Source organism: Streptomyces sp. P13-3-3 (assembly GCF_050571355.1).
In the GTDB taxonomy this organism is placed as follows: Bacteria; Actinomycetota; Actinomycetes; order Streptomycetales; family Streptomycetaceae; genus Streptomyces; species Streptomyces althioticus.
In genome coordinates this window covers 5,804,718-5,827,143 of the sequence record NZ_CP192228.1, presented here as the reverse complement: position 1 = coordinate 5,827,143, position 22,426 = coordinate 5,804,718, and the positions used below count along the sequence as shown (strand labels likewise).

The 22,426-nt window shown below is 68.3% G+C and carries 14 protein-coding genes; 5 read left to right on the top strand and 9 right to left on the bottom strand.

What is annotated here, in order from left to right; genetic code table 11:
* Positions 1-111 precede the first annotated feature (111 nt).
* Positions 112-675 (top strand): ATP-binding protein, encoded by a 564-nt coding sequence (locus tag ACQZOG_RS26150; protein ID WP_430741498.1) that lies wholly within the window; start codon positions 112-114, stop codon positions 673-675.
* On the opposite strand, the gene pglX is transcribed toward ACQZOG_RS26150, so the two are convergent.
* Both pglX and pglW read right to left on the bottom strand, forming a co-directional pair.
* Positions 602-4,192 carry a BREX-2 system adenine-specific DNA-methyltransferase PglX gene (gene pglX, locus ACQZOG_RS26145; protein WP_430741860.1) on the bottom strand — a complete coding sequence of 1,197 codons (3,591 nt, stop codon included), beginning with the start codon at positions 4,190-4,192 and terminating at the stop codon, positions 602-604. The genes ACQZOG_RS26150 and pglX overlap by 74 nt on opposite strands.
* Positions 4,189-8,859, bottom strand: coding sequence for a BREX system serine/threonine kinase PglW (pglW, locus tag ACQZOG_RS26140; RefSeq protein WP_430741859.1), 4,671 nt, complete (start codon positions 8,857-8,859; stop codon positions 4,189-4,191). Before pglW ends, pglX begins: the two co-directional genes overlap by 4 nt.
* 471 nt (positions 8,860-9,330) lie before the next feature.
* Here pglW and ACQZOG_RS26135 point away from each other — a divergent pair, with 471 nt between their 5' ends.
* Complete coding sequence (locus ACQZOG_RS26135; RefSeq protein ID WP_430741858.1) at positions 9,331-10,623, top strand: PIN domain-containing protein; 1,293 nt, start codon at positions 9,331-9,333, stop codon at positions 10,621-10,623.
* Positions 10,624-10,932: 309 nt separating this feature from the next.
* Positions 10,933-11,061 (top strand): DUF6408 family protein, encoded by a 129-nt coding sequence (locus ACQZOG_RS26130; protein ID WP_225627849.1) that lies wholly within the window; start codon positions 10,933-10,935, stop codon positions 11,059-11,061.
* 54 nt (positions 11,062-11,115) lie between these two features.
* On the opposite strand, the gene ACQZOG_RS26125 is transcribed toward ACQZOG_RS26130, so the two are convergent.
* The 3 genes from ACQZOG_RS26125 to ACQZOG_RS26115 all read right to left on the bottom strand — a co-directional run bounded on the left by ACQZOG_RS26125 (position 11,116) and on the right by ACQZOG_RS26115 (position 16,378).
* The gene (locus ACQZOG_RS26125) at positions 11,116-13,392 is read right to left on the bottom strand and encodes a DUF2075 domain-containing protein (protein WP_430741857.1); all 2,277 of its coding nucleotides are present in this window, start codon (positions 13,390-13,392) and stop codon (positions 11,116-11,118) included.
* Between the two features lie 38 nt (positions 13,393-13,430).
* Positions 13,431-15,320 (bottom strand): DUF2075 domain-containing protein, encoded by a 1,890-nt coding sequence (locus ACQZOG_RS26120; protein WP_391604955.1) that lies wholly within the window; start codon positions 15,318-15,320, stop codon positions 13,431-13,433.
* 197 nt (positions 15,321-15,517) lie between these two features.
* Entirely contained in the window at positions 15,518-16,378 is an 861-nt protein-coding gene (locus tag ACQZOG_RS26115; RefSeq protein ID WP_359518296.1) for a helix-turn-helix transcriptional regulator, read from the bottom strand.
* Positions 16,379-16,475: 97 nt separating this feature from the next.
* Between ACQZOG_RS26115 and ACQZOG_RS26110 the strand changes: the two genes are divergently transcribed.
* Both ACQZOG_RS26110 and ACQZOG_RS26105 read left to right on the top strand, forming a co-directional pair.
* Positions 16,476-17,237, top strand: coding sequence for an SDR family oxidoreductase (locus ACQZOG_RS26110; RefSeq protein ID WP_033273662.1), 762 nt, complete (start codon positions 16,476-16,478; stop codon positions 17,235-17,237).
* A gap of 116 nt (positions 17,238-17,353) precedes the next feature.
* Complete coding sequence (locus ACQZOG_RS26105) at positions 17,354-17,563, top strand: tautomerase family protein (RefSeq protein ID WP_033273663.1); 210 nt, start codon at positions 17,354-17,356, stop codon at positions 17,561-17,563.
* 69 nt (positions 17,564-17,632) lie between these two features.
* On the opposite strand, the gene ACQZOG_RS26100 is transcribed toward ACQZOG_RS26105, so the two are convergent.
* From ACQZOG_RS26100 to ACQZOG_RS26085, 4 genes are read right to left on the bottom strand one after another with little or no spacing between them, the layout of a single operon-like run.
* On the bottom strand, positions 17,633-18,991 hold the full coding sequence (locus tag ACQZOG_RS26100) for a GH1 family beta-glucosidase (RefSeq protein WP_033273664.1): 1,359 nt from the start codon (positions 18,989-18,991) through the stop codon (positions 17,633-17,635).
* Positions 18,992-19,011: 20 nt separating this feature from the next.
* Entirely contained in the window at positions 19,012-19,851 is an 840-nt protein-coding gene (locus ACQZOG_RS26095) for a carbohydrate ABC transporter permease (RefSeq protein WP_058917348.1), read from the bottom strand.
* A gap of 17 nt (positions 19,852-19,868) precedes the next feature.
* Positions 19,869-20,858: a carbohydrate ABC transporter permease gene (locus ACQZOG_RS26090; protein ID WP_203549762.1), complete on the bottom strand. Its 990-nt coding sequence runs from the start codon at positions 20,856-20,858 to the stop codon at positions 19,869-19,871.
* A 14-nt stretch (positions 20,859-20,872) separates the two neighbouring features.
* Complete coding sequence (locus ACQZOG_RS26085) at positions 20,873-22,189, bottom strand: ABC transporter substrate-binding protein (protein ID WP_372453333.1); 1,317 nt, start codon at positions 22,187-22,189, stop codon at positions 20,873-20,875.
* Between the last annotated feature and the right edge of the window lie 237 nt (positions 22,190-22,426).

Below are 22,426 nucleotides of genomic sequence, written 5' to 3'. Positions count from 1 at the left end.
GCACCGACCGCGTGTACAGCCCGCACCCGTCAGTGCATCACTCCTGGTCAACGCTACGCAGAGTTCGACACCGTTGACCCTATGAAGTCAGCAACTCCCCCGAATGGGCATATGCAGCAGCACCCCGCGCTCGAACGCGAGTTCACTATGCGCTTCACGTCAACGCCACGCGGTGCCCGCCTCGCTCGCAGACTCGTCTCGCACCGCCTGAACGACTGGGGCTACCCGTACGCGACCACGGTCAACGAGACACACACCCTCATCACGGCGGAACTCACCGTCAACGCCGTCCAGCACGGCCACGTCCCCGGCCGGGACTTCCACGTCCAGCTCACCCTGACCGAGGGCACCTTCCGTATCGAGGTGACCGACACCCGCGCTGAGAAACAGCCCCCGACCGCCAGCCCTTCGGCGACCGATTCGCTATCCGAGTCCGGCCGGGGCCTGCTTCTGGTCGCCGCCCTCGCGGACGACTGGGGCGTCAACCCTCGCAAGACCGCCCCGGGCAAGACCGTGTGGGCGGAGCTGCACTCACAGACAAAGGGCCACCCGCTGACGCATCGGGTGGCCCCTGAACCGACGGATGTCGATCTACTCCTGGCTACTTCTTCGCTGCTGCGCGACGACCTCGGGTCGCAGCCGGGGGACGCCAGCCACGGAGGTCATCGTCCGTGAGCCCGTGCTCGCCCTGCTTCTGCTGGCGGTAACCGGCGAAGAAGTCCGCCGGGGAGCCGCTGTAGAGCATGTCGAACTCGTTGTGCCACTGGTACAGCCACGGCTGGAGTTCCAGCAGGCCGGCGAGGAATGGGGTGATCTCCTCGGTGGACAGCGCGGTGTTGGTGAAGTAAGTCGCCAGCGCCTGCGCCTGCTCCTTGTGGTCCCAGCCGGCCCAGCCGTACAGCTCGGGGGTGGCGGCGTTGGTCTGGCCGTAGGAGATGAACCGCTCCTTGGGCACGTCCAGCTTGCCGCGCGCCCTCCAGTAAGGGGGACGCAGGAAGTCGGCCGAGTTGTATTTCGGCGGTACGGGGATGGAGTCCCGAATCTTCCGCTTGGCCGGCTCGTCGGGCGCTGCGTCCTCCTTGCGCTGGAGGTCCCAGATCTCCTCCCAGTCCGCGCGCTTCTTCAGCCCGGAGGGCTTGTAGCGCAGAGCGGAGAGGAACGGCACGTGCTCGTTGGTGATCAGCTCGGCAACGACCTGGGGGAGGTCCTTGCGGGGCGCGTAGAGCTTGGCGACAGAGACGAAGTCCTCGTCGCGGGAGAGGGCGTCGGTGAGACGGGAGAGGGTGAGGGTGGTGGGCTGGCCGTTCTCGTCGAACCAGAGGTCGCGGTTCTCCATGCGGTCCAGCAGCCAGGAGCGCAGGGCCTTCTCTTGGAGGGCATCCCAGCCCTCGGTAGCCCAACGGCGCTTGTACTCGGGGCGCTCGACCATGCCGATGGCCCTGTTCGACTCGATCGCGTCGATCCGCTTCTGCACGACATCACGGTAGGAGGCGGGCCAGTGAGCCGGAATTTCGGTGACAGGAGTGAAATTATGGTTGTGATGCTGGAACCATGAGGTGTTGACCTCTCCTCGTTGCTGCTTACGAGCGAGTACAATAGCGAAAGCACGTTCAGCAGGATCGATTACAGGAACGTCTTCACTGGGGGAAATGATCTCTTGCTCAATAAGGGCGTAAAGAGAGTAGACCTGCCAGTCCAACTCTTCCTGTAGAGCGATCATTTGCCCCCGAGTGGACTCCCAAAATTTACGAGCCTCACGAAGCCTCTGCGCCGTCGGCACCCCCGAGGCCACCACTACAGCAGGATTGTAGCGCGACAAAAGTTCCGCCAGGCTCTGCATCGACTTTGCGAGAGCAGTAGGATACGAGGAAGGCAGCGGTACACGCTCGACGTTCGAACCGTTAAACTGATAACGATTTTCCCACGGCTCATCTGCGCCCGCCTGCTCAGCACCAGGGCGCCCTTTATTGTGACACACCATCTTGAGCCAAAGAGCTACAACCGAACTGTTAAGCAGTCCGAGTAGCTCTACGTGCCGCTCTTCGGTCACATCCGGACTAAGCTTAATTACTGGAGCCGTTTGCTTGAACACTTTTCCACCGCGATCCAGTACAAAGTGGTTATGTGTAGCTACTTCGGCAAATGAGAGGGAGAGATTGGTTCGGTAAGCTGACGGAGTGAACTGCATGTATTCCCACCACTGCAGGCCCGCATCACTCATATCTCCTTGGAAGGTACGGCGCGCCTGAAGAAGCCGCCGCAGTGGCCACAACTCCCTTGCCAAGTCTCCGGGCGCCAATTCATTGGCATACGGAAACCAGATCGCCTCGTCAGGAGAAGCGTTCCAATCTCGAACGATCTCCCCAGTCATCAGAGGGCGCAGCCCGACTCGATTGGAATCAGCCCTATAAGTAGCCCGCATGGGGCGAATGTAAGCCTCGTCGGCACCAGCACGGATCGCACGACCAATAGGCGGCTCGATTTCCGACTTCAGAGAAAAATTACTTCCCTTCTCGAGCTGCTCAACCATTTCGAGGCCGCCATCCGAAAGGATCCAAGGTTGCCTAGCGAAATAACGCTCGCGGTCCAGATCGTCCACCGAAACCCACTGACTCACGGTTCCCGGATTGTCGATCTGGTCGACGATCGCTCTCCAAACAAAGCCGTTTTCGCTCGTCTTCGGCACAGCAGGTTCTGCCTGCACGCTTCGCACCGTGCGAATCGTGGCAGAACGTAGAACGCCTTCGCGACGTTTACCCACTAGAATGATCGTCGGAGTCCCATGCCCGGGGATATAGGCACCCGAAGTATCAATAACCTCCGTCAGCTCGACCCGATCCCGGAAGTAGCTCTCGATGAGCTTTGCCCCGAACTCACGCTTCATGAACGAATTCGCGGTGATTTGCCCAACCATGCCATACCCATGGCCATCGACATGCCCCTGCTTGGCCAGTTCGAAAAACCGCTGCGCGAATGGGACCGAGAGTGCATAGGTGCCGCCGCAAGCGTCATATAGCTCACGGTACAACTCGTTCAGTTTCTTATCCTTGACAGTAATATAGGGCGGATTTCCGACCACGACGTGGTACCGCCCCGACTGCAAGATTCCCGAATGCTCGTCACGCAGATCCTCTGTGGCATATGCGAATGAGGCCAGCTCGTCCTGACCATCGACCGCACTAAATAGCCCCAGCTGTTGATTCTTAATTAGCGAGTCACCCACCGCAAGGTGCATTGGCCAGTTGTGTTTCGCCGCCTCAGCGACTGTCCGCACCCCACTGGCCGCCATCGCTGCCACAAGCAACCGGAATCGAGCAATGGCTACTGCGAACGGGTTGATGTCCACGCCGTGCACTGAGTCCAGCGCTTCCCGCACCCGCTCGTGCACGTCCTTGCCTGGCTGTTCCTCAGCCCACAGCCGGACCAGCCGCTGGAACGCCCCCAGCACAAAGTGCCCCGAGCCGCACGTGGGGTCGATCATCTTCAGGCCCTCGTACCCGAACTCCCGCACCGCCGGGTTCATCGTCCGGTCGAGGATGAACTCTTCCACGAACTCCGGCGTCTGCAGTAGCGCGTACGTGGTGCGTGCGGCCTCGCTCAGGTCCTGGTACAGGTCACCCAGGAACCGCGTGTCCCAGCCCTTCGTACCATCCTCGTCCAGCGGGTCGGTGAAGTCGTGAACGAGAACGCCCGCCTCGTCCCGCTGGCGCCAGAACTCGACCAGCTCCCGCGCACCGTCGTGCGACAGCGGAACCTGGTACAGCGGGTTGTGCCGCTTGTCGAAGAGAAGCCGTCCCGCCTGCCCCTGCCCCAGCTCGTCGAACGCCTTCTCCAGCCACCCCCGGTAGGTCGGGTCGTCGTCCAACTCCACGTACGCGTCGTATCGCGACTCCGCCAGCTCACGCCGGTCACCGTCCGGCCCCGTCAGGTACGGCTCCGGGATCAGCCGGTTGTCCTCGCAGAACCGCACGAACACAGTCCCCAGCACCCACGCCACCGCGACCTGCGTGACCCGCTCGTCCAGCCACGAGTTCCACGTCGCCGCCGTACGCCCCAGCTTGCGCGCCTGGTCGTACTCGGCCCGCAGCCGCGCACCGACCTCACCGAGCGCCTTCACCTGCTTGCCGAGGTCGGCCTCGACCGCCTTGACCTGCTGCTTCAGGTCGTCCAACAGAGCCTTGCGGTCGATCACTTCGCGTCTCCCTCGACACCACTTGCCACAACCTCGCCGGATCCGCGATGGCGGTTACCCACCCACGTGTCCGGAAGCTGGATCCACTCCCCCAGGCCGGCCTGGTACGGCACGGCCGCCTGCCCGAGCCGGGGCTCACGTGAGGGGTCGTTCTGCGGGACCAGGAGCCACAGCCCCCGCCCGCCCCGCCGGGCCGCCGACGCCAGCCGGTCCAGGACGCCCATCGCGTCGTACCGGGCGAACACCCCGGCCTCCGTCAGCAGGACCGGCCCCGCACCGCCACCGTTGCCCAGCAGCGCGGCGATCCGGGGCTCGACCGAGCCCCACGCCGTCCGCGCGTACTCCGCGAACCGCACCGCACCCTTCGACCCCGGCTCGGCGGCGTCCGCCTTGAGCAGGGTCTCCCAGGTCGGCTTGGTGCCCGGTGTGACCTGGGCGTGCAGGGCCTCCAGGAACAGCTCGGTCACCGACACCGCCCCCGCGCCCAGCCGTTCGGCGCCCAGTTCCCGCACCGCGTCCCGCACGAGCTGCTGCCGTACGGTCAGCACCCGGTACCCGTCCCGGTGGGCCGAGGCGAGCAGTCGTTCCTCCGCGCGGACCGCGCCCGCGAGCTGCGGGTCGTCCGCGTACCGCGTCACCGTGCCCGTGCGCGTCGACTGCCGCCACGCGCCGGTCGTGAGGTAGCTGGAGGCGTCCTCCACCCGCGTCGGCAGGTAGCGCAGCGTGCCTGTGTCCTCGCGCATGCTCAGCGACAGCTCGAAGCCCGCGTCGCGCAGCGCCTTGGTGAGCGGGCCGCCGGTCGGCAGTTCGTGGGTCGTGCCGCCGCGTCCGTCCGGGACGACCACCTCGGGGAAGCGGACCCGGACCCGCTCGTGCACGTCCTCGCCGGTCAGGCCGGGCTGTCGGCCCTCCGGGACGCCCGGGATCCAGCGGACGAGTCCGGCCTGGGTGAGGCGGAGCGCCCGGACGAGGGACAGGTCGCGCGGGTAGATCTCCAGGCGCGGGGTGGCGGCGGCGTTCAGCGACGCGGCGGCGGCCAGTTCCACCATGCGCCGCTCGTCCCAGTCGACGGCGCCGGGCGGGACCGTCAGCGCGCCCAGTTCGGCCAGGACGGTCGCGGCCGTGGGCAGGGTGTCCAGCCGGGCGAGCCGGTCGGCCGTCTTGCCCAGGCGCATCGCGTAGTCCAGCAGGCCGGGCGCGGTCGGGGTGTCCGGGGCGTCGTTCTCGCGCACGTCGAGGGCGAGCAGGCCGGCGCCCAGCGACTCGTCGGTCGCCTTGCGGTTCGGCTGGTGCTGGAACTCGGCCTCCTGCGGTACCAGTTGCTCGACCTCGACGACGGCCCGTACCGCCGCCAGGGCCATCGCGCGCCGCTGCTCGCGCCCGGCGAGGTGCGTGCCGCGCCGGACGGCGAGGGCGTCGGCGATCTCCACGGCGGAGGCGACGCGGCCCATGCTCTCCAGCAGGTCGATGATCTCGTCCCGCAGTGCCTGGACGGCGGGCTCCGCCTTCCAGCGCTTGCGCTCGTCCTTGAGCATCTGCGGGATGCGGCCGTGGCTGAGGCCGAGCGCGTCGGCGACGTCCTTCTGCTTGGGCCAGACGCCGATGCCGGGCAGGACGCCGTGCTCGTCGGGCAGGCGCAGCAGCAGCCGCACCATCTCCGCCTTGTTGCGGTTGGAGCCGTTGTTGTTGACGGCCGGCACGAAGACGGTGGCGAGGGTGTCGAGGCTGACGGAGCGCAGGGTGCGGGCGGACAGCGCGCCCGCCGACTCGCCCGTCGCTAGCTGCCCGACGAGGGCCGACTCGGCGGCGGTGAGCTGCTCCAGCTCCTCCTTCGCCTCCGCCCGGCCCTTCGGCGTGAGCGGCGAGACCGGGATCTCGCGCAGCCGCTCGCCCCATTCGCGCTGCCGCTGCTGGACCTCGTTGCGGGTCTTGGCGCCGAGACCAGGGGCGTTGACGAGCTTGCGGCGGCTGTAGTCGAGGAGGTCGCCGACCGTGGTGAGGCCCAGGCCGTAGAGGAAGGACTGGGCGGCGAGAGTGAGGCCGGAGACGGTCAGCGGGGTGTCGCGGGTGACCTCGGCGGCGAGGCGGTCGCGCTGCTGCTCGGCGGTCTCCGGCTCGGCGTCCGCGATTCCTGCGGCGGCGCCCTCGGCGGGTGTGGTCCGGTCGGCGGGGGCCGTGGGGCGGGTGCGGTGGCTGGAGGGGACGGTCTGCGAGGCGTCGAGGAAGACCTTGCGCCAGGCGTCCCGCATCGGCTTCAGCTCGGGGAACCGCTTGCCCGCGTCGCGGTGCAGGGCCTTCTGAAAGAAGGCGACGAGCCCGTCCCGCACGGCCGGGTCGAAGGCCTCGGCCGCGATGGTCGGATACGGCCACTCCTTCGGGTCGGTCATGCGCGGCAGGACGCTGCCGTCGCCCCACTTGGGCAGCTCGCCGGAGGCCATCTGGTGCAGGGTGACGGCGACGGCGTACCGCTCGGCGTGGGAGTCGTAGGAGCCGCGCGTGATGACGTCGACGAAGGGGTCGAGGTAGCCCTCGGTGCCCGCGTCGGTGTTCTTCGCCGGGTAGCCGGCCAGCGAGAAGTCGATGAGGACGAGTTCGCGGGTGCGGTTGGGGCGGATGCGGACGGCGATGTTGTCGGGCTTGATGTCGCGGTGCCAGACGCCCTCGCCCTCGAGGAAGTCGACGGCGCCGAAGAGGTAGTCGCCGTACGCCTCGAGCTGGTCGACCGGGAGACGGCCGTGCTCGCGGAGCTGGCGGGCGACGGTCTCCTCGCGGCGGCGCGGGCGGGATGCGCCCTCGGCGCCCTCACCGGCGTCGTCGCGTTCGTCGCCGACGTACTCCAGGGCCAGGACGGTGCGGCCGGCGATGTGCAGCGGCTCGGGTTCGACGAGGCGGATGATGCCGGAGTGAGGGCGCAGGTGGCGCATGGCCTCGGCCTCGCGGACGAGGATCTCGCCGCGGCTGTCGGACAGGGCGACCTTCAGCACCGCCAGCGGTCGCGTCCTGCGGGTCTCCGCCTCCAGGTCGCGGACGAGGAAGGCACGGCTGGTGGAGCCGGTGCCGAGGCGGCGGCGGACCTCCCACCGGCCGGCGAGCACGTCGCCGGCGACGGCCTCCAGCGGGTCCTTGTCGGCGCTCTCCCCGGTCTCCTCCTCGGCGTGCCCGTCGACGGCCGCGGCGGGGGCCGTGAGGGAGTCCTCGACGACCTCCAGCAGCTCCAGGAACTCGTCGACGCTGGAGAGGCGCTGGCCGGGGCGGTAGGCGGTGGCGGCCTGGACCAGATCGTCCACGTCCTCGGAGAGGCCGTCCACCAGGGAGCTGGGGCGCAGGCCCTCGCCCGCCTCCAGGCGGGCCAGCAGCTCGGCCTGGCTGGCGGCCGGGGCCTTGCCGGTGACCAGCAGGTAGGTGAGGACGCCCAGCCCGTAGACGTCGAGGTAGACAGGGTCGGGGTGGAGGGCGGTCAGTTCCGGGGCGAGGTAGGCGTCGGCGTCGGTGCCCAGGTGCATGGCGGACAGGGCAGTCGGCGCGTACCAGGTCATGCCCTGTCCGGAGGAGGAGTCGCCGCTGCGCTGGGTGGCGATCTGCCAGTCGGAGATCTGCAGCTGCGGGGTGAGCCAGGCGGCCTCCTCCCCGACCGCCTGCCCCTTGCGGCCGCGCGGGCGGGGGACGACGTGGACGGAGCGGGCGGCGAGCGCGCGGTGGTGGATGCGGCTGGCGTGCGCGGAGCGCATCGTCTCGGCGAGCTGGCGCACCAGCGCCATCCGGCCGAGGATGTCCAGCTTCTCGCCGTACCGGACCAGGTACTCGTCCAGCTTCAGGGTGTCCGGGTGGTAGTCGAAGATCAGCGCGGGTCCGGCAGCGTGCCCGGAGGGGAAGTACTGCTTGAGCTGGACGACGCCCGGGTGCTTGAAGCGGCCCAGTACCACGGCTTCGCGCCGGGCGGCGTTCTCGACGGACTGGCGCAGGGAGGCCTCCGAGCCGCGTTCGCTGAGGTAGATCCGCACGCGCGCGGCCTCGGGCAGGTCGCTGTGGCGGGCCAGGTAGTCCGCCCAGGTCTCCCCGGAGTCGAAGGACTTCCGCTCCAGCTCGTAGGGGCCGACCTTGTACTGGGCGTCGCTCTTGCGGATGCCGATGCTCTTCAGGGCCGCCGCGATCTCGCGGGAGCCGATCGCGGTGACGCGGCGGCGCTCGTCGCGCGGGGGCTGCTTGAGCATCTCGACCAGCTCGTCGACGGTGTGGACGCCGTTCTGGTCGTGGGCGGGCAGCCGGACGCGGAGGCTGTTGTCGGTGAAGCAGACCGCCTCGGCGACCCAGACCCGCCTGGCGCCGGTCTGGGCCAGTAGGCCGGCCAGCTCCTTGGCTTTGCGGTTGACCAGGTGCAGCGGGTTGCCGTGGGTGCGGCGGTGGCCGCCGGGGGTGGTCTGGACCCAGGTGCCGTTCTCGGAGGTGACCGAGCCGTGCCAGTCCTTCAGCTCGATCATGCAGGCTCCGCCGGGGGCGACGACCAGCAGGTCGACCTCGCGGACGTGACCGGTGTTCGCGGTGAAGGTGAAGTTCGACCAAGCCCGCCAGGGGTCGGCGTCCGGCAGCTTCTGGCGGATCGCCTCCAGGCCGCGGCGTTCGTGCTCGAACTCGGACTCGGTGACCGTGACCCACCGGCCTTCCCGCATGCCTGTTCCCCGCTTCTCGTGTCCTTCGAGGACCGCCGTTCCCCATGGTCAGGTCCCCGGGGCAGATCCTAGTGGTTGCCTGTGGCATGAAAAGAGGCGGTGAAGGACGGGACTATAGGACATAGGGCTCGCGTGATCACAATGGGACGCCACGCTTCGCACAGACATACGGCAACAACGCGGGCCATATATCGATATATCACCCGGAGCGCTCCAGTTAGGCCGGGTTGCGCGAGTTGAGCACAGCGCCACCCTCCTCTGTCGTGGAGGCACACGAAGTGGAGCGTCCACACGGCCTCCACGCAGTCGTCACTCCCGGGTTCTGGCCATCGCCCCCGCCCCGCAGGAACCGGTCGACGTCCCGACGTGTACGAGTTCCGCCATCCGCCATTCCTCCCTACCGGAGAAACACTAGGGTCACCGCCAGGCACGTGGGCAAGGGGGCCGACGTGGGCAGCAACCGGGGGAACGATGACGAACACCACGGAGACCGACACGAACATCCGCGGACTGTTCGACGACTTCGGAGCCTTCCGCACTCCGACGACTGCGGATTTCGGCTCGGTGCTGACGAATGGCCTCGTCACCCCGGACGCCAACGTCCTGCTCAATCTCTACCGCTACACCGAGCAGGCCCGTGCCGATCTTCTGGCGGCGCTCGGCGCCCTGGGTGATCGTTTATGGATTCCCCACCAGGTCCTGGTGGAGTTCTGGCGGAACCGGGAGACCACCATTTCCGAGGCACGGTCGACCAGCGCCAAGGCCGCCCAGGAGATGAGCGGTCACTCGGTGCAAGCGGTACAAACGCTGCGCACCTGGGCCAACCGGGTCGCTTTGAGCGATGACGACTTCAAGGAGCTCCACGATCGGTTGAGCGAGGTCTTCGAAGAAGTCCGAAAGAAGATCAATGAGGTTGGTGAGGGCGAGTGGCAGCACATCGGTCACGACACGAGTACCGATCCGGTGATCGCCAAGCTGGAGCCGGCACTGACCGGCAGGGTGGGGCCTTCCTTCTCCCCGGAAGACCGCGCCGCGTTGACCGCGTTGGGTCAGAAGCGTGTCGACCAGCGCGTGCCACCCGGCTACATGGACGCCAAGAAGGACGGCAACGGGGCGGTCGGTGACTTCTTCGTCTGGGAACAGTTGCTGCGAGAGGCATCCCGCCGCCAGTGCGATGTCCTGTTCGTGACCGCGGACGCGAAGGAAGACTGGTGGCGCAAGGAGCGGGGCCACAACCGAGGCCCACGACCGGAGTTGACGGCGGAGCTACGGGCACGTGGCGGAGGCCGCCTTTACCTGCTGTCGCCGAAGCAGTTCCTGGAAGTCGCCGCCCCCGTACTGCGACTCAGTCTTCAGGCTGGTTCCGTCGAGGACATCGAGCGAGTCGAGCGCATTGAAGCAGGCGTCACCTATGGCGGATGGACCGTCGAGGCCCTCGAGGCTCTGTTCCGCGGGCTGGAATACGAGGGTTACACAAACCGTGTGGCGGTCATCCGCTACGCGGCAGCCATGGACGGTCATGCGGAACCGGAAGCGGTCTACGACCTCTGTGACTACGACGACGATCGAACGCTGAGAGGCTTCACCAAGCCAATCACTCGGATCAGCCGCAAGCTGCAGAAGCAAGGGCTGATCCCGGACTCAGCGGTTCCTGTTCTCACGGCTGAGTACAAGAACGGTCCGGGCCGCACGTCCGGCTTCAGAGTCCACCCTCTCCTCGCTCCCCTCATCAACGACGCGGAGAACAACGATGAGGAGTCGTGACGCAACGCCGGTCCGCGGCGCGCAGGCCCTTTCGAAAGGCTGTCAAGCCCCGGCTCGGCCGCAGCCGAGCCGGGAACCGCTCGTCAACCGCATCCCGGCATTGGCTGAAAAGGCGTGGGCTCGTATTGATGGTCCACTACCGTTGATCTCGCTGCGCACCTTCCCGGAGGGTACGTCGGCGGAGTTTCGGATGCCGGTTCCCGGCTGTGACTGACGAGTGGTTTCCGCTGCGTGTCGCACGCGGCGTGACCGCGGATGCCCGGAAGGGCGGTCCCGCCATTCCCAGGTCACGCCAAGGAGTGGACATCCATGAATCCCGTTGAGTACAAGCCTGCACGTCGTTACCGGCTTCGCGAGATCCTGGTCGACGTCGCCGCGGGTGTCGTCACCCAGGTCGTGGTGACGGCCCTGGTGGCGGCAGCGCGCCTGTTCCTCTGAGCAGGCCTGTGGCGGGCCCGGAGAGCCCGCCACCCCGCATGCAGGCGGCGCGCGTCAGAACAGGTACAGGTCGGGAGCGTGCGGCCCCGTGCTCTGGCGCCTCCGACGGGAGCCCCGCCCTCGGCGCGGCCGGGGCAGGTGCGGCACGCGTGCCTCCTCCGGAAGGTTCTCCCAAGTGGGGCGCAGCCCGTGGACCTGGACCTCGCCGACCAGTTCCTTCAGGTAGTTCCGGGTCTCCTCGTCCGTGGAGTAAAGCACCGTCGCCCGGCTCGCCCGGGTCATCAGTACATGGTAGGCGTGGCGGACCAGCCGGGAGAACTCCTCCTCATCGACGCTGCCCACCTTCACCTTGGGGTCGAACGAGCCCGGGACGGCGACGTGCTTGACACCGGTCTCCGGGTCCCTCCGTGCCTTGCCCCGGCGGAACACCCACCGGCCGTCCCGGCGCACCATGTCCTCGCCCATAATCACGCCACACCAATCCCACTCAAGGCCCTGTGCCGTGTACACGCAGCCGATCTGGTCAAGCCCTTTCTCGTGCACGGCCCAGATCCTGCACGGCGGTGCCCCGTCGTCGCAGTAGGCGTCGCTGTCCGCGTTCCAGGGCCGGTGCCAGTCGCCGATCCGCACGTCGGCCTCCAGCCGCCTCTCCTTGCCGATCGGTTTCGTCCACGGCCAGCAGTACCCCGCGACGAGGCGGGCGGACGCTCCGGCGAGCGCCTCGGTGCGGATGATCCGTTCGAGTTCCTCCGGACTGTCCGCCACCTCGACATGCATCAGGCCGTCCGGCGTCCACTGCTGGGGCTCATCGTCCGTCATACCGAGCAACGCCCGTACCCAGCGGATGTAAGCGTCGCTGCCCCCACAGCGAAATTGTTCCCGGAGTTCGTACTCGAGAAGGGCGGTGTCGCGCCGTCGCGCCGCGTTCCTGATCAAGTCAACGGTGCCGACCTCGTTGGGTCGTACGGTCTGCCCTTCGTCGAGGAAAAACACGGTCAGACGGGACGCGTCGAGGAGTTCGTCGACCTGGGGCTTGGTGCCCTGGTGTTCGGGTTTCCAGAAGCGGTTGGTCGAGCGTTCCCGCAGGCGGTGCGCCTCGTCGCAGATCAGCACGTCCAAGAGCGGGTCCGGAGGGGTGACGAAGTTGCTGAAGTAGGTGAAGCTCTCCCTGAACTCCCGGTCCCCGTAACCGACGTGCTCCTGGATCGCGCCGTTGAAGGCCCTGCTGCCACTGGCGTACTTGACCGTGTGGCCCCCCGCCTCCAGCTCCGCCTTGATCTGCAGGCCGATGGCGCTCTTCCCCGTACCGGCGCCGCCGGTGACGAGGAAGACCACGCGCCGCTCGTCCGGCACGAGGGCGGGGCGCTGCGGATCCGGGAGAACCTCGGCCGCGGTTTCCAGGATCTGCTCGGCGACCCTCTTCTGCCGGCCACGCAAGGTGAAGACCGTGTCCTCGCCGCGGGAGCGGATCATGGCGTCGAGCAGGGGTGTGTTGCGTAAGCCCATATTCTGCAGCAGTATCTCGGCCGCGGAGGCGCCCCCTTCGTCGGCAAAGTGCTTGCGGAGGTCGGAGATCAGTTGCTCGCGCCGGTCATTCGTGTAGACGGCAGCGTAGGCGCCGGTCGGAGCGTCCACGTCGACCAGAGGCCGGACGGACGCGTCGGTGGCGTTGTGCAAGTAGGCGAACCCCCCGCATTCGAAGTCCAGTCCGCTCAGTGGGCCCCTGCCGCCCGTGAACGCCTCGTAGTACTCGCGTAACTGCAGGGCGGGGTGCTTCTTCCTGCCCATCCCCGGTACGTGGACCAGTTCCGCGGTGGCTCGCTCCACCCTGGTCACCGTTGACCAGCGCTTCAGCTCGACCAGTTGGACGGACAGCCGCTTGTCGTCGGGGTGATGGCCCACCAGAACGACGTCGATGAGCCTCGGGTCGGCGGGGCGGTCGGCCTCGTCAAGGGTGGCGGCACACTCGACGATCATCTCCACGTTCCCGCGACCGGCGGCGACCAGGTCCTCCGCGAGGTGCACGAGGCTCTCGGCCCACGCGGACCGCTCCGACAGCGAGGCGTCGGCGCCTCGGAAGTGCCGCCACCTGGCGGCCAGGTGCGGCACCATGCGGCGCCTTGAGTTCAACGTCAGCAGATCCTGCGCTGCCAGTCGCAGCAGGAGCATGGACACGAGGTGGGTCCCCCAGAGCACGAGTGACTCGTGCGGGTGGGGGCATGTCCTCGTAAGGAAGCCCGTCGGGCCGCAATCAGTACCTCGAATCTTAGGGAGACCAGCCGCGCTACGGACGACGGCGACGCCGTGGTCGACGCGAAGCACAGCCATCATGGCCGGATCGTGTGCTCCGTGGCGTGGACGTGCCCCCGTCACACCGTGGAAACGCGCTGCTCCAGCCGACCGCCCGCCAACTCCCGCAACATTCCGCGCGTCTCCGGATCCGTCGAGTACACGACCGTGCCGACCATGCCTCGCGTAAGCAGCACCTTGTAGGTGTTGCGGATCAGGCGGTCCACGTCGGCGTCCGGGGTGGACTTCTTGAACACCGGGTCCTTGGAGGCCGTTCGGTCCGTGATCCAGCGGTCGCCGCGCCACAGCAGGTCGGGGCCGATGATGACGCCGGACCAGTCGTACTCGAAGCCCTGAGCGGTGTACACGCAGCCGACCTGGCCGAAGCCCGCCGGGTCGGTGGCCCACAGGGCGGCTGGGGGCGCACCGGAGAGCGAGCGCTCGCCCCGCAGGTTCCACGGGCGGGCCCAGTCACCGATGATGACGTCCAGCGGAAGCGGGTGACCTGGCTTCGGTTCCGGGGACCAAGGCCAGCAGTAGCCGGCGGACATGCGGGCGCCGTAACCCTCCGCCCGCCGGGCCTCGAGGAACGCTTCCATCTCCTGCGGGCTGTCGGCGACCAGCAGCTGCATACGGTCGTCGGGCTCCCAGACGACAGGGGCGCCGGCTTCGAGGCCGAGGAGCCGGACGACCCAGCGCAGGTAGGCGTCACTGCCACCGCAGCGGAACTGGCTCTCCAGCGGGATGACGTGGCAAGGGATGTCCCGTTTGGCCGCTGCCGCCTCGATGTCGGCGACGGTGCCCATCTCGCCCGGCCGTACCACCTGGTGCTCGTCGAGAAGGAAAACGGGCACGTAGGCGATGTCGATGAGTTCGTCGATCTGGGCCTTGCCGGTGCGGTGCTCGGCACGCGTGTACCGGTTCGCCGAGGTCTCCCGAATGCGGTGGGCCTCGTCGCAGATCAGGACGTCCAGGCTGTTCTTCTCGGCGGTCATGAAGCTGTTGAAGTACTTGAACAGGTCCTGCACCTCGCGCTTGCGGGAGCCGGCGACCTTCCTCATCGTCTTGGTGAACGACTGGGAGCCCGTGGCGTGCAGGGCAGGCATCCCTCGCCGGTACAGCTCACCGAGCAGTTGGAGAGCGATCACGCTCTTGCCCGTGCCGGGACCGCCGGTCACGATGACGATCTCCTTGCGGTCTGCGCGCTTGGCCTTCTCCACCGCGTTGAGCACCATGCGGTAGGCGACCTGCTGCTCGTCGAGCAGCACGAATTGCTGCCGCTCGCGCACCTCCACGGCAGCCACCGACATGAGCTGTTTCGACGGCACCGTGGCGCCGGAGAGCAGTTCGTCCGCCGCACGGGCGCCGGAGTGGCGATCGCTCAGCTTGGAACGGAGATGGTCGAGGAACTCGCCGCGGCGCTGCCCCGTGAACAGCAGCCCGCGGCCGTCACGTTCGATCTCCCGCAGGGCGGCGACGTCGAACTCGGTGGCGTTGTGCAGGAACGCCACCCCGCTGACCCGGTGTCCTCGTTCGGCCACAGCTCCGTTGAAGTTGACCAGGTAGTCGCAGTAACGGCGCACCTGCTCGACGGGGTTGAGGACGGGGTGCACATAAGGCTCGACGTGGCACAGTGTGGGATCGTCCTCGTGGGGCCGGACCTCGCTCCACTGCTTCAGCTCCACCACCACGTACGACGGTTCCCCGGTAGAGGGGTGCACGCCTGCGAGGACCACGTCGGCACGCTTGCTGTTCAGCGGGAGGGCGTACTCCAGCATCATCTCCACGTCGCCCAGGCTCGCGTCGTTGAGCGCGGCGGCCAGGACGGGAAGGCTGCGCTCCCAGGAGCGCACCTCCGAGGTGCCGGGCCGGTAGCCGTGCATGTGGACGAACTGGTCGATGAGGTGCAGGAACAGCGAACCGTCGAGCGCCATGACGGCGACCGTTTTTGCGGACGCGCGGAACAGCAAGGACTTCCCCCAGGCAGCACGAAGTGACTCGTGCGGGTGGGGGCATGTCCTTCGAGACTCCACCGGGGTGGAGCGGAAGCCCGTCGGGCCGCATTGATGTGGATGAGGTTACCTGGCAACAAGAAGAAGGGTGAGGTGGGCCCGGCGCAGGTCACGAGGCCCGTGCCTGCCGGAGCACCTCCGGTCGACCGGGTCCCTCATGCCCCGGACTCGACCACGTCCTGCGTGCCGAGGACCGCCAGCAGATCGAGGAGGTCCGCGCTGTCGGTGCCCAGGGCCGGGGTGAACCACAGCAGGCGCTGTCGGCCGTCCTCGCTGAACAGGTTCAGGCAGTTGACCTCCACGACCCCGAGGGCGGGGTGCTGGATGCGCTTGCGGTCGTCGCGGCGGAATGCCACGTCATGGTCGGCCCAGAGGGCGGCGAACTCCGGCGAGACCCGCAGCAGGGTGCGGATCATCGAGGCGGCCTCGATGTCCTTGGCGTCCCTGCGGGCAGCGGCCGCGCGAAGGTCCGCGACGAACGCCCGCGACTGGGTCGCGTGGTCGGCCTCCGGGTAGAGCAGGCGCGCTTCGGGCTCGGTGAACCACCGGTGGACGAAGCTCGCGCGGGGCCCCCGAAATCCCGACTGGTCACCGAGCAACGCCACCGCGAGCGGATTCTGCACCAGCGTGACGTGGAGGTCGGTGATGACCTGCGCGGGAGTGGACGGCATCCGCTGGAGCAGGTCGAGCATGCCGGGGTGGACGTGCGAGGCCGCGGTGCCTGGGGCGGGCACGGGGCGGTCCGCCAGCCGGTAGAGGTAGTCGCGCTCGTCGGCGGTCAGCCGCAGTGCCCGGGCCAGAGCGGCGATCATCTGTTCGGAGGGCTGGGAGCCCGCCCCGCGTTCGAGCTCGTTGTAGTAGTCCACCGATGCCCCGGCGAGCTGCGCCACCTCCTCCCGGCGCAGCCCGGGTACCCGGCGCCGCGGCCCGGCGGGGAGACCCACGTCGGCCGGCCGGATGCGGTCCCGGCGCGACCGCAGGAACGCTCCGAGCTCGGTGTACTTCGCAGAACCCATGTGCACCATTCTGTGCTCGGCCGTAGCGCCGCCCCAGGGGCGACCCAGGGGATGGCATCCCCTGGTTGCGCCTGCCGGGACCGCGCACCGTGGAGGCATGACTACGAATGACAGTCTCCTCACACCGGCTCCCCCACGGGTCGCCGTCGTCACCGGCGGTTCGCGCGGCATCGGCCGCGCGGTGTCGCTCCAGCTCGCCCGCGACGGTCTGGCGGTGGTGGTGAACTACACCAGGGACACGGCCTCGGCCGAGGAGACCGTGAAGGCGATCACCTCCGACGGCGGGAGGGCGATCGCCGTGCGGGCGGATGTGGCGGACGAGCACGCGGTCGCCGCGCTGTTCGACCGGGCGGAGCAGGAGTTCGGCGGCGTGGACGTCGTGGTGAACGCCGCCGGCCGCCTCGTCCTGTCGCCCGTCGCCGACCTCGATCTGGCCGCCCTCGACGCGATGCACCGCACCAACATCCGCGGCGCCTTCGTGGTGGCCCAGCAGGCCGCGCGGCGACTGCGGCCCGGCGGCTCCTTCCTAAGCGTGTCGACCTCCGTGGTCGGAGCACAGTTCCCCGCCTACGGCGCGTACGTGGCGAGCAAGGCCGCCGTCGAGTCGATGACCCTGATCCTCGCCCGGGAGCTGCGCGGCCGGGACATCACGGTGAACACCGTAGCCCCCGGCCCCACCGCCACCGACCTGTTCCTCGACGGCAAGACGCCGGAGGAGATCGACCGGCTCGCGAAGACCCCGCCGCTGGAGCGGCTGGGCACCCCGGAGGACATCGCCCGGGTCGCCGCCTTCCTCACCAGCCCGGCGGGACACTGGGTGAACGGCCAGGTCCTGCGGGCCAACGGCGGAATGGTCTGAGCCTCCCGCCGGTCGCCCTGCCGGTCACCCAGGACGTGCCGGCCACCTGGGAGACGTCCCTACGGTGCCCGTATCGCGTCCGCCACTTCCTACAGAGCTCTCAAGGAGTACCACTCATGCCTTTCGCCCACTTCAAGGTCCCCGCGGACACCCTCAGCTCCGACGACAAGAAGAAGATCGTCGAGCGCACCACCGATCTCTACGCGGAGATCTACGGTGAGCGCGCCCGCGCCACCACCGTGGTGCTCGTCGACGAGGTCGCCGACGGAGGCTGGGGCGTAGGCGGTCACGTCCTCACGGCCGCCCTGCTCAACAGCGACGCCTGACCCGCGGCCGCCGGCGGGCACGGGACCCTACCCGCACCCGCCGGCGCCGTACCAGCCGGCGCCACACGCTCACGCCGCCTCCCGTACCCGCTCCCCATGCCCCCGGATGATGTCCGCGTACCGGTACCCCGAGCCCTTGATCGTGCGCGCCTGCGTGGCGTAGTCGACGTGGACCAGGCCGAAGCGCTTGTCGTAGCCGTACGCCCACTCGAAGTTGTCGAGCAGTGACCAGGCGAAGTAGCCGGCCAGCGGGGCGCCCTTGCGGGCGGCTGAGGCGCAGGCGGCGATGTGCCGGGTCAGGTAGTCCTGGCGCTCGGGGTCGTCGATCGTGCCGTCGGGGCGCATCACGTCGGGGAACGCGGAGCCGTTCTCCGTGACGTAGAGGCGTCGGGCGCCGTACTCGTCGGTGAGGCGGAGGAGGAGGTCCTCGATGCCGGTCGGGTCGATCTCCCAGTCCATACCGGTGCGCGGGACGCCGTCACGGCGTACGGGTGCGGCGTAGGGGGCCGGGCCGTCCGGGTCAGCGGCGGCCACCTGCGGGAAGTAGTAGTTCAGGCCGAGCCAGTCGAGCGGGGCCGCGATGGTGTCGAGGTCGCCCGGCCGTTCAGGGAGGTCGACGCCGTAGACCTCGCGCATGTCGGCGGGGAAGCCGCGGCCGTGGATCGGGTCGAGCCACCAGCGGTTGGTGTGGCCGTCCATGCGGACGGCTGCGGCGCGGTCCCCGGGGCTGTCGCTCGCCGGGTGGATGGTGGAGAGGTTGTTGACGATGCCGACCTGGGCGCCGGGGGCGGCGGCGCGGATGGCGCGGGCGGCGAGGCCGTGGCCGAGGAGCAGGTGGTAGGAGGCGCGGACGGCTGCCGTGAGGTCGGTCCAGCCGGGGGCCATCTTGCCTTCGAGGTGGCCGATCCAGGCGGAGCACAGGGGTTCGTTGAGGGTGGCCCAGTGGTGGACGCGGTCGCCGAGGCGTTCGGCGACGGCGGAGGCGTACGCGGCGAAGTGCTCGGCGGTGTCGCGCTCGGGCCAGCCACCGCGGTCCTGGAGGGTCTGGGGCAGGTCCCAGTGGTAGAGGGTGACGGACGGGGTGATGCCGGCCTCGAGGAGTCCGTCGACCAAGCGGTCGTAGAAGGCGAGGCCCTTGGTGTTGACCGGGCCGTCGCCGCCGGGCACGACGCGCGGCCAGGCGACGGACAGCCGGTAGGCGTTGGCGCCGAGGCGGCTCATCAGGGCGATGTCCTCGTGCCAGCGGTGGTAGTGGTCGCAGGCCACGTCACCGTGGTCGTCGTTGTCGATGCGGCCGGGGGTGTGCGAGAAGGTGTCCCATATCGACGGGGAGCGGCCGTCCTCCGCCACGGCGCCCTCGATCTGGTAGGCCGAGGTGGCCGTGCCCCACAGGAAGTCGTCGGGGAGGGCGGCGTAGTCGATGGTCACGAAAGTCCTTTCACATTGGGTCACTTGACGGCTCCTGCCGTCAGGCCGGCGACGAGGTAGCGCTGGAGGAGCAGGAACCCGGCGACCACGGGGACGCTCACCACGAGGGAGGCGGCCATGATCTGGTTCCAGTACACGTCGTTGAGGGTGGAGTAGCCCTGGAGGCCGACGGCCAGGGTGCGCGTGGTGTCGTTGGTCATCACGGAGGCGAAGAGGACCTCGCCCCAGGCGGTCATGAAGGCGTACACGGCGACGGCGACGATGCCGGGGACGGCGGCCGGGACGACGACGCGGAACAGCGCGCCGAGCGGTCCGCAGCCGTCGACGAGCGCGGCCTCGTCCAGGTCGCGCGGGACGGAGTCGAAGTAGCCGATCAGCATCCAGATGGAGAACGGCAGCGAGAAGGTCAGGTACGTCAGGATCAGGCCGCCGCGGGAGCCGAACAGGGCGATGCCGGTGGCGTTGCCGATGTTGACGTAGATGAGGAACAGCGGGAGCAGGAACAGGATGCCGGGGAACATCTGCGTCGACAGCACGGTCACCGTGAAGACGCGCTTGCCGCGGAAGGAGTAGCGGCTGACGGCGTACGCGGAGAACACGGCGATGACGACCGAGCAGACGGTGGCCGCGCCCGCGACGATCAGCGAGTTCACGAAGTACCGGCCGAGCGGGACGGTGGACCAGATGTCGATGTACGGGCGGACCGTCAGTTCGGTCGGCAGCCAGCGGAAGGTGCCGGTGACGTCGGCGAGCGGCTTCAGCGAGCTGGACAGCATGACGTACACCGGGATCAGCACGAAGCCGGTGAGGAGGGTCAGGAAGACCCGCCGTGACCACAGGAACGTGCGGGGCGGGGCCATCGGGGACCGGGGCGTGCTCACTGGGCGGTCCTCCGTCCGCGTGAGGTGAGGGTGAGGTAGACGCCGGTGACGACGAGCAGGAACAGCAGGAGCAGCACGGACATCGCCGAGCCTGTGCCGAAGTTCCAGGTGACGAAGGACGCCTGGTAGATGTGCACGGAGATGAGGTCGGCGGCCTCGGGCGCGCTCTTGCCGAAGAGGACGTAGGGGGTGTTGAAGTCGTTGAACGTCCACAGGAACAGGACGAGGACCAGCACCTGGTTGACGGGGCGGAGTGACGGCAGGGTGATGCGGCGGAGCTGCTGGATCATGCCGGCGCCGTCGAGGGCGGCGGCCTCGTACAGCTCGCGGGGGATGTTCTGCAGTCCGGCCATGACGATGAGGAAGGCGAACGGCCAGCCCTTCCACACCGACACGGTGAGCAGGGCGACGAAGCTGTTGTCGCCGATGAGCCAGAACGACGGCTTGTCGGTGAGGCCGAGCTGGTCGTGCAGGACGTGGTTCACCAGTCCGTTGTCGTGCTGGAACATGAACACCCAGGTGATGACGGCCGCGTAGACGGGCAGCGCGTACGGCACCAGGAACAGGGCGCGCAGCAGGCCGCGGCCCCGGAAGGTGTCCTGCATGAACACCGCGGCGGCGGTGCCGATCAGCCAGCACAGGCCGACGGACAGCACGGTGAAGGCGACCGTGACGAGGAAGGAGTGGAGCAGGGCCTGGCCGACGGGCGCGTCGAAGTCGACGGAGACGGTGTAGTTGTCGAGGCCGGCCCAGGGGGCGGTGCCCCAGTCGCGTATGTAGAACTGGGTGAGTTCCTTGAAGCTCATCACGATGCCGATGACCATCGGCACCAGGTGGACGAGGAGTTCGAGGAGCAGCGCGGGCAGGAGCAGCAGGTAGGGCAGTCCGACGCGGCGGAGCCTCCCGGTGCGGCGGCGGGGGCCGTGCGTCGCACCGGGGGAGCTCTTCCGCACGGTGGCCTCCGCTGCGGGGGCGGTGGCGGTCATGGCGGTGTGGGGACTCACTTCGTGGGCATCTGCTGCTGCGCCTTGGTGAGCGCGGCCTTCACCGAGTCGGTGGTGACCGGGCGTCCGGCGGCGGCGTCGGCGAACAGGTCCTTGACGGCGGTGCCGACGGCGGTCTCGAACTGGGACTCGTCGGGCACCTGCGGCAGGGCGACGGCGCTCTTGGCGAGGGTGTCCTTCAGCACGGCGTTGGCGGGGGTGTTGAAGGCGGGGTCGGCCTGGGCGGCCTTGACCGGCGGGATGGAGCTGTAGGCAGTGTTGAGGATCTTCTGCTCGGCGTCGCTGGTCATGAACTTCACGAACTCGGTGGCGCCGTCGAGGTTGTCGGTGTTCTTGAAGACGGCGAGGTTGATGCCGGCGACCATCGAGTTGACCTGCTTGCCGGGTCCCGGGGTGCCGGACTGCACGGGCACCGGGGCGATGCCGTAGGCGTCCTCGCTCATGCCCTGGGACTTCAGGTTGGCGGACGCGGACTGCCACAGCAGCATGCCTGTCCTGCCCTTGGCGAAGTCGCTGACCGACTGGTTCTGGGCGTACTCGGCGTTGCCGGGCGCGATGACCTTGTCCTTGGCCATGAGGTCGACGTACTGCTTGACCGCGGCGACGGCGCCGTCGTTGGCGAAGTCCGGCTTGCCGTCGGGGGTGAAGAAGTCGGCGCCGTGCTGCTTGGCGAAGACGTAGGCGTGGTGGATGTTCTCGGAGGGGTTCGAGCCCTCCATCGCTGTGCCCCACTTCCCGTCCTGGGACAGCTTCTTGCCGGCGGTGACGAACTCGTCCCAGGTGGCGGGCGGGGCGCCGATGCCGGCGTCGGCGAACATCTGCTTGTTGTAGTAGAGCGCGTACGCCATGGAGTAGAGCGGGACGGCGGCCGGGGGCTGTCCCTCGGCTCCGGTGGAACCGAGCGCGGAGTCGACGAAGCGGTCCTTGCCGCCGATCTTCTCGAACCGCTCGTCGTCCCACGGCAGAAGGCCTCCGGTCGCCTGGAGGGAGGCGGACCAGGTGTTGCCGATGTTCAGCACGTCCGGGCCCTGGCCGGACGTGGTGGCGGTGAGGATGCGGTTGAGCAGGTCCGACCAGGGCACGACCTCCAGCTTCACCTTGATGCCGGTCTGCTTCTCGAACTTGTCGAGCTCCGGCTGGAGGACCTTCTTGTCGACCTCGATGCTGGCGCCCTGGTTGGAGGCCCAGTAGGTCAGTTCCTTCGGCGAGTCGTTGGACCCGCCACCGGTGCTCGAACCGCCTCCGCAGGCAGAAGCGGCGAGTGCGAGAGACAGCATGACGGCGCCTGTGGCCGCGGCTCGGATGCTGCGCATGGCTCCTGGTCCCTTTCCGGGAAGGTCGAATGCCCCGAGGACGGCCCGGGGACGGCGCCTCATGGCTTAATTTAGGACGTGAGTTAAACCCTTGGCCGGGACCACGTCAAGGCTTCCGACGGACTCGCTCGACTCCTGTCGCATGTCTTGACTCATGCGTTCCGGAGATGAACCATTCAGCGGCGAGAGAGCGCTCCCAACTCCCCTGCTCCTTTCATCTCTTGAACCAGGAGAGCC

What these genes read in the sequence shown, in the direction of transcription:
- ACQZOG_RS26085 (WP_372453333.1), bottom strand. Translation starts at nt 22,189, where the DNA reads ATGCGCAGCATCCGAGCCGCGGCCACAGGCGCCGTCATGCTGTCTCTC.
- ACQZOG_RS26130 (WP_225627849.1), top strand. Translation starts at nt 10,933, where the DNA reads ATGAATCCCGTTGAGTACAAGCCTGCACGTCGTTACCGGCTTCGCGAG.
- ACQZOG_RS26095 (WP_058917348.1), bottom strand. Translation starts at nt 19,851, where the DNA reads ATGGCCCCGCCCCGCACGTTCCTGTGGTCACGGCGGGTCTTCCTGACC.
- ACQZOG_RS26110 (WP_033273662.1), top strand. Translation starts at nt 16,476, where the DNA reads ATGACTACGAATGACAGTCTCCTCACACCGGCTCCCCCACGGGTCGCC.
- ACQZOG_RS26150 (WP_430741498.1), top strand. Translation starts at nt 112, where the DNA reads ATGCAGCAGCACCCCGCGCTCGAACGCGAGTTCACTATGCGCTTCACG.
- ACQZOG_RS26135 (WP_430741858.1), top strand. Translation starts at nt 9,331, where the DNA reads ATGACGAACACCACGGAGACCGACACGAACATCCGCGGACTGTTCGAC.
- ACQZOG_RS26125 (WP_430741857.1), bottom strand. Translation starts at nt 13,392, where the DNA reads ATGATGGCTGTGCTTCGCGTCGACCACGGCGTCGCCGTCGTCCGTAGC.
- ACQZOG_RS26105 (WP_033273663.1), top strand. Translation starts at nt 17,354, where the DNA reads ATGCCTTTCGCCCACTTCAAGGTCCCCGCGGACACCCTCAGCTCCGAC.
- pglW (WP_430741859.1), bottom strand. Translation starts at nt 8,859, where the DNA reads ATGCGGGAAGGCCGGTGGGTCACGGTCACCGAGTCCGAGTTCGAGCAC.
- ACQZOG_RS26090 (WP_203549762.1), bottom strand. Translation starts at nt 20,858, where the DNA reads ATGACCGCCACCGCCCCCGCAGCGGAGGCCACCGTGCGGAAGAGCTCC.
- ACQZOG_RS26115 (WP_359518296.1), bottom strand. Translation starts at nt 16,378, where the DNA reads ATGGGTTCTGCGAAGTACACCGAGCTCGGAGCGTTCCTGCGGTCGCGC.